Annotated in this window: 8 protein-coding genes; 6 read left to right on the top strand and 2 right to left on the bottom strand. The window is 47.2% G+C overall.

Annotated elements, in window-relative coordinates; all coding sequences use genetic code 11:
- Positions 1-612 precede the first annotated feature (612 nt).
- The 4 genes from ompX to cspA all read left to right on the top strand — a co-directional run bounded on the left by ompX (position 613) and on the right by cspA (position 3,227).
- Positions 613-1,128, top strand: coding sequence for an outer membrane protein OmpX (ompX, locus tag Q7O77_RS13680; protein ID WP_085651445.1), 516 nt, complete (start codon positions 613-615; stop codon positions 1,126-1,128).
- Positions 1,129-1,416: 288 nt separating this feature from the next.
- Positions 1,417-1,947, top strand: coding sequence for a rhodanese family protein (locus Q7O77_RS13675; RefSeq protein ID WP_304168301.1), 531 nt, complete (start codon positions 1,417-1,419; stop codon positions 1,945-1,947).
- A 123-nt stretch (positions 1,948-2,070) separates the two neighbouring features.
- The gene (locus Q7O77_RS13670) at positions 2,071-2,412 is read left to right on the top strand and encodes a GlpM family protein (RefSeq protein ID WP_304168299.1); all 342 of its coding nucleotides are present in this window, start codon (positions 2,071-2,073) and stop codon (positions 2,410-2,412) included.
- 602 nt (positions 2,413-3,014) lie between these two features.
- On the top strand, positions 3,015-3,227 hold the full coding sequence (gene cspA / locus Q7O77_RS13665; protein ID WP_085651442.1) for an RNA chaperone/antiterminator CspA: 213 nt from the start codon (positions 3,015-3,017) through the stop codon (positions 3,225-3,227).
- 231 nt (positions 3,228-3,458) lie between these two features.
- Here cspA and yniD read toward each other — a convergent pair whose 3' ends face one another.
- Positions 3,459-3,563, bottom strand: coding sequence for a small membrane protein YniD (gene yniD / locus Q7O77_RS17005; protein WP_369696224.1), 105 nt, complete (start codon positions 3,561-3,563; stop codon positions 3,459-3,461).
- A gap of 232 nt (positions 3,564-3,795) precedes the next feature.
- Between yniD and Q7O77_RS13660 the strand changes: the two genes are divergently transcribed.
- Positions 3,796-4,398: a TetR/AcrR family transcriptional regulator gene (locus Q7O77_RS13660; RefSeq protein WP_304168296.1), complete on the top strand. Its 603-nt coding sequence runs from the start codon at positions 3,796-3,798 to the stop codon at positions 4,396-4,398.
- A gap of 52 nt (positions 4,399-4,450) precedes the next feature.
- On the top strand, positions 4,451-5,356 hold the full coding sequence (locus tag Q7O77_RS13655) for an alpha/beta fold hydrolase (protein ID WP_304168294.1): 906 nt from the start codon (positions 4,451-4,453) through the stop codon (positions 5,354-5,356).
- Positions 5,357-5,601: 245 nt separating this feature from the next.
- On the opposite strand, the gene Q7O77_RS13650 is transcribed toward Q7O77_RS13655, so the two are convergent.
- The coding region (locus tag Q7O77_RS13650) for a DUF2058 family protein (protein ID WP_304168290.1) at positions 5,602-5,840 on the bottom strand (239 nt) is incomplete at its 5' end.

Here is a 5,840-nt window from a genome sequence, read left to right as displayed (position 1 = left end):
TTTTGCGTGGTTGTCGGGTAAGATCTGCTGTGATAATGATAGTGAATTGACGCATGGCCGCTCTTTAATCGCATGCGTAGGGACTGAACTGAACGAAAAAGTGGGCAGGGGATAATTATCCCACCTTAAGTCTATTTTCATTTTTGGCACCGATAGCACAAATTAAAAATATTGCCAGTTTTGCGGCTTATTTTTCTGGAATTTGTTTGAGAAAAGTATTTTCCCTTCCAGAAAACACTTTCGGAAAGTTATTGTATAAAGAATGAGCGCAAATAATTAAAAAAAGAGAACAAAATCATTAATGGATAAATTATTTGCTAATTATTTACCATTGCTGACTTTAATTTACGTATTTTTTGTGTATCGCAGTATTTTTTAGTGATGAAGGTGGAAATAAGAATTTTCTGCATTTTTGGTTGTCTGAACTTTATGTTTTTATGACATGTTTTCGTCTGTTAACTCAATGAAATTGAAAGGGTTGATGGGTTTGAGAAAACCCTTGTTACATGTTTAACCTAATTGAAAAGTATTTGAGGCTCAGCAACAACGCGGATTTGTTGTTATATTTATAGCGCTTTAATATTCTTTCATAAGAGTGATTCGAGGCTGTATATGAAAAAAATTGCGTGTCTTTCAGCTTTGGCTTGTGTTTTAGCCGTAAGTGCCGGTTCTGCGATGGCTGGCGAGAGTACTGTATCTGCAGGTTATGCCCAGGGTGATGCTCAAGGCGTTATGAACAAGCTGCCGGGTTTCAACCTGAAGTATCGTTATGAATTCGACAACTCCCCGGTGGGCGTGATCGGTTCATTCACCTACCTGCAAGACAGCAACACCGTAAATAATGTCTACCAGAAAGGGACTTATTACGGCTTCAGCGTGGGTCCTGCTTTCCGCTTCAATGACTGGGCAAGCATCTATGGTGTTGTCGGTATGAGCAGCGCGAAGTACACCCACAATGCTGATAACGGTACTGCTAACGCCAAAAATGATGATGTTGGCGTGGTATACGGTGCCGGTCTGCAGTTCAACCCGGTTCAGAACATTGCACTGGATGTAGGTTACGAACAGAGCCGTATCCGCAGTGTGGATGTTGGCAGCTGGAACGTTGGCGTAGGCTACCGTTTCTAATCGTATCGAGACATTGGCCCTTAAAAGGGTGTTAACTGTGTCTGTAAAATCCGCTCTTCGGAGCGGATTTTTTTATGTCTCGTCGCCATACTCCACTCCTATTTCCATCTTGCCTCTTGCAGATATAGACCCCGGTGTCTGCGCTTCGTTCCATTAATTTTCATTTGATGTTTCACCGGCACACTTCCCATGACCTGGGCGGAAAACATCGCGGTGCTGCATACATATCTTGCTGTCTGACTCTCGCCTATACTTAAATTCCGAGCAGCTTCTTTTCTGGAGAGTTTCATGCCGTCGTCTCAATCTGTGACTCCGCAAATCGCGCAACAACTACTGAAGATGGGGGCGGTGCTGGTGGATATCCGTCTGGTCGACGAGTATGAGCGTGAACATATCCCTCACTCGGTGTCCTGTCCGATGGCGTCGCTCAATGCCGATAAACTGCATGAGATCTTGTCAGGCGCGAATAGCGTAATTTTTTTGTGTCTTTCAGGGATGCGATCCACTCAGCATCGCGCTCAATTGACCGAGGCGGCGGGAACGGCTCAGGCCTATTTGCTCACCGGTGGATTACAGGCGTGGAAGCGCGCCGGTTTGCCCATTGTGAAAGGGAAACGACCGGCGATGGATATCATGCGCCAGGTTCAAATTGTTGCGGGGAGCACGGTATTGGTGGGGGTGATCTTGGGCCAGATACTCAATCCGGCTTTTTATTGGGTTGCCGGATTGGTTGGGGCTGGCCTGGTATTCTCAGGGCTCACTGGCTTTTGTGGTTTGGCTCGTTTTCTTATGCGCATGCCGTGGAACCGCGAACGCTAGGCGGGGTCATGCAGGAAGATTGAGTAAAGAACAGTGGCTACGACGATGCCATTGCTTTTGTGTATTTCACGTGGGGCTATATTCGAGGTAACGTATTGGAATGCAGAGAAAAAGAGAATAAAAATGGCGCTCCTTTTAAAAGCTATACTTGGCGCACTGGTTGTTGTGCTGATCGGATTGTTAGCGAAGACACGTAATTATTACATCGCCGGACTCGTGCCGCTTTTTCCCACGTTCGCCCTGATCGCGCACTATATTGTAGGTTCCGAGCGTGGATTGGACGCGTTGCGCTCTACTATTCTGTTTGGCATTTGGTCTGTTATCCCTTACCTGATTTATCTCATTTCGCTCTACTATTTCACCGATACGATGAAGTTGGCGCAGGCACTCGCGGCGGCCGTGGTGTGTTGGTGTATTTCCGCGGCAATATTGATCAAAGTCTGGAGCTGGTACCACGGTTTGTAATCCCTTATCAGCCCGCTTAAACAGGCTGGGGGGGGATATCACCACTCCCAGGGAAACCATTCAGAGGTCATCAGATACATGATGACTTCTGCGATGACGACGATAGTCAGCAAGAGAATCAATTTTTTTCTCCACAGCCAGTCGCTTAATGACATGAATATTCACCTCTTGTTCTCATCATGATGGACTTCGCCCCCCTCTGTTAGGTATAGCGTATCAGAGGACGTGCTTGGTGTAGGTCGATAATGGATGGTTTTTCCTCATGTACGCGCTCATTGCTCGATTAATTAAGAAAAAAATGGTGTGCGAATGAAAAAATAAAGACGTCTCAAGAAAGATTATTTTTTCCGAATGAAATATGACCCGTTAGTATTTATTTGAAAATAACACTTGCTTAACTTTTTGGTCCATGCGTTAATGCACACATCGGTTTGGCATACAGACCTTATGTAAAGCATTTTAGTAAAGCAGTTCTCAGTTCAAGCGTTATCCTATCTAGATACCTCTTTTCCGTGAGTCTCCTCCTAAGCGCCTATAAATAATTTCTGCTAACAGACCACGTTCGTCGCGTTAACGCGACCCGGAAAATAAAGGAAGTATCTATGTCTGATAAAATGACTGGTTTAGTAAAATGGTTCAACGCTGATAAAGGTTTTGGTTTCATCACGCCGAGCAATGGTAGCAAAGATGTGTTCGTTCACTTCTCTGCCATTCAGGGTGATAACTTTAAAACGCTGTATGAAGGCCAGAAAGTTGAATTCTCCGTTGAAAACGGTGCGAAAGGTCCTTCAGCTACCAACGTTGTTGCTGAATAATCTTTTTTAAAAGTTGATGTTGTTTACGATAGCGATGAAGGGAATGCCCGGAGCAGTTAAACAGCATTAGCTGAAATAGTGAATAACGTATAAATATCATTAAAAATATTCGCAACGTTATTCATTAATTTCAAAAAAAACGCCTCACATCATGATTGATGCGGGGCGTTTTTTTTATACTTCATTCGGCAAAAAAACGGTTTATCAATTCTCGAATTAAATAGCGTCAATTTATCCCCATACGATCGCCGCCCATCGGAATAGTAAAAGAACGACGACAATCAGTATCAGTGTCATGACCATCTTCCCGTGTTTCTTGGCAAGTAATCGAGACATACGTTCTCCTGAGCTTGATGGTGAATAGAGTCTGAATTCGAGTCCTTTTAATAATTCTCCGTTCATTTTAGTCACAATCTCAACGCTTCAAGAGCGGATCGCAAAAATAATCCGCGCCACGTCTCCCGGAGTACGACGTGACCGACCTACGCAAAAAACCTGAATGCGCTGTTCACCGCAAAAGAAATGTGGCACCATTTAGGAATCGATCATTTCCTAATGGGTGAGCATTATGCCAGGCCAACCACTCAGCGTTCGTGGGCGTCCACGACAATTTGATATTGATGCGGCGCTGGATCTCGCCATGTTGGTATTTCGTGAAAAGGGATATCACAGCGCGTCAATCAGCGATCTGAGTGATGCCATGCAGCTCACCGCCGGGAGTATCTATAAAGCCTTTCGTGACAAGCGTGGCCTTTTTCTACAGGTTTTCACCCGCTATACCTCGCTACGGAACAAGGCGCTGCATCAACGGCTGGCGCAACAGACCTGTGGGCGGGGAAAGATGACAGAACTGTTGCGTTTCTACATCGAGTCGGCCAGCGATGTGGAAGGGCGACGTGGCTGTCTGGTGGTCGGCGGCGCTATCGAATTACAGCAGTTCGATGCCGAACTTTCAGGGCTGGTCCGTGCCGCATTTCAGCGTAATCAGCAATTAATCCTGCAACTGATTGAAGAGGGGCAGCAGGATGGTTCTATCGCTCCGCATCATGATGCGAAAACGTTGGGTGGTGTGTTGCTATGTCTGGTGCTTGGTATGCGTGTTGCGGGAAAAATCCAGGACCTACCAGAGCGTGAACAGCTGATTGCGACCGCACTAAAACTGCTCGATTAAAATTTTTTGCCCAATAAGGAAATGATGATTTCCTATATCACTGGAGGTTTGCATGTCTACTCATGTCATCACACACGCTTGGTCACAGCCCGTCATCGACATGCCGAGTTTTGAACATCATTACGCGACTATTGAGGATGTCCGCATGCACTACGTCAGCGGTGGTAATCCGCAGGGGGACGTATTGCTGCTGCTGGCGGGGTTTCCGCAGAGTTGGTATGCCTGGCATCAGGTTATGGCGTTGTTAGCCGATCGCTACCTGATTATCGCGCCGGACCTACCCGGACAAGGCGATTCCGATAAGCCGCAATCTGGCTACGATACCGAGGCTCTGGCGGAGAAGGTGCAAGGATTGATGCAAAAGCTAGGTATCGAGCGCTATTATCTTGCCGCCCATGATGTGGGCGCCTGGGTGGCGTGGCCTTATGCAATGCGCTATCACGATCAGGTCACCAAACTGGCGTTGCTCGATGCGGGTATTCCGGGCATTACTCTGCCTGAGGCATTACCTGTTACGCCGGATAAAGCATGGAAAACCTGGCACTTTGCTTTTCATTTATTACCGGATTTGCCGGAAGCATTAATCAATGGCCGCGAAGCCCTCTATCTGGAATGGTTCCTGAGACGCAAAACAGTCAGTCCTATGGCTTTCAGCGACGCAGATATACTCGAGTATGTGCGGTTATTACGACAAAACGGCGCGCTGCGGGCCGGACTGGCTCCGTATCGCGAAGTCACGACATCGGCTGAACAGAATAGGGCACGGCGTGCTCAGGGAAAACTCACGCTGCCGCTACTGGCCGTCAGCGCCGATCAAGGGTCTATTCCCGATATGGCTGAGCCGTTGCGCCAATTTGCGGATGATGTCACCGGCATCACCATCGCGAATTGCGGTCATTTTATTCCTGACGAACAACCACAGGCGTTGAGTGAAGCATTGGCGCTTTATTTTCGTTGAGCCCGCTGGTTCAACGTCGATACCTGTCGTAAAGATGTGTGGCTGAAGGGGAAATACGGCTCAGAAATGCTTGCCCGGAATATCTGTAACCGCGGCCGAGATCCGAGAGAACGCAGGTAAGCCACATGGGGCAGAAGGAAAGGGATTATGAAGGTTCGGTTGAGGTGAAAGGCGTTTTGTATGAGTCAGGATACACATTCATGTGGTGTGAAAAGCCCGGAAGGCCTTTCACACCGCAGTATCAGTTACCACATCAAATCGTCGGGCACTTTGAAATCGGCGTACGGATCTTCTTCGTCCTGCTCTTCCTGACTCAGTGCGCTGTTTAATACGATGCTATTTGCGTCGCGCTGCGCGATCTTATCTGCGACGCTTGCGGGGATAATGGCGTATTCATTCTCGCCACTGCTATCTTTCACCAAACGAGCGATGGCGAGACGACCGCTAATCAGCTGAGATTGTGTCAGCTTATCCACAACTATTT

The sequence above is a fragment of the Lonsdalea britannica genome, assembly GCF_946477055.1.
Lineage (GTDB): Bacteria > Pseudomonadota > Gammaproteobacteria > Enterobacterales > Enterobacteriaceae > Lonsdalea > Lonsdalea britannica_A.
Note: the sequence above shows the minus strand (reverse complement) of the source record. Positions and strands in the feature narration are given on the sequence as shown.

Coding starts and splice junctions, on each gene's coding strand:
- ompX (WP_085651445.1), top strand. CDS start 613: ATGAAAAAAATTGCGTGTCTTTCAGCTTTGGCTTGTGTTTTAGCCGTA.
- Q7O77_RS13675 (WP_304168301.1), top strand. CDS start 1,417: ATGCCGTCGTCTCAATCTGTGACTCCGCAAATCGCGCAACAACTACTG.
- Q7O77_RS13670 (WP_304168299.1), top strand. CDS start 2,071: ATGGCGCTCCTTTTAAAAGCTATACTTGGCGCACTGGTTGTTGTGCTG.
- cspA (WP_085651442.1), top strand. CDS start 3,015: ATGTCTGATAAAATGACTGGTTTAGTAAAATGGTTCAACGCTGATAAA.
- yniD (WP_369696224.1), bottom strand. CDS start 3,563: ATGTCTCGATTACTTGCCAAGAAACACGGGAAGATGGTCATGACACTG.
- Q7O77_RS13660 (WP_304168296.1), top strand. CDS start 3,796: ATGCCAGGCCAACCACTCAGCGTTCGTGGGCGTCCACGACAATTTGAT.
- Q7O77_RS13655 (WP_304168294.1), top strand. CDS start 4,451: ATGTCTACTCATGTCATCACACACGCTTGGTCACAGCCCGTCATCGAC.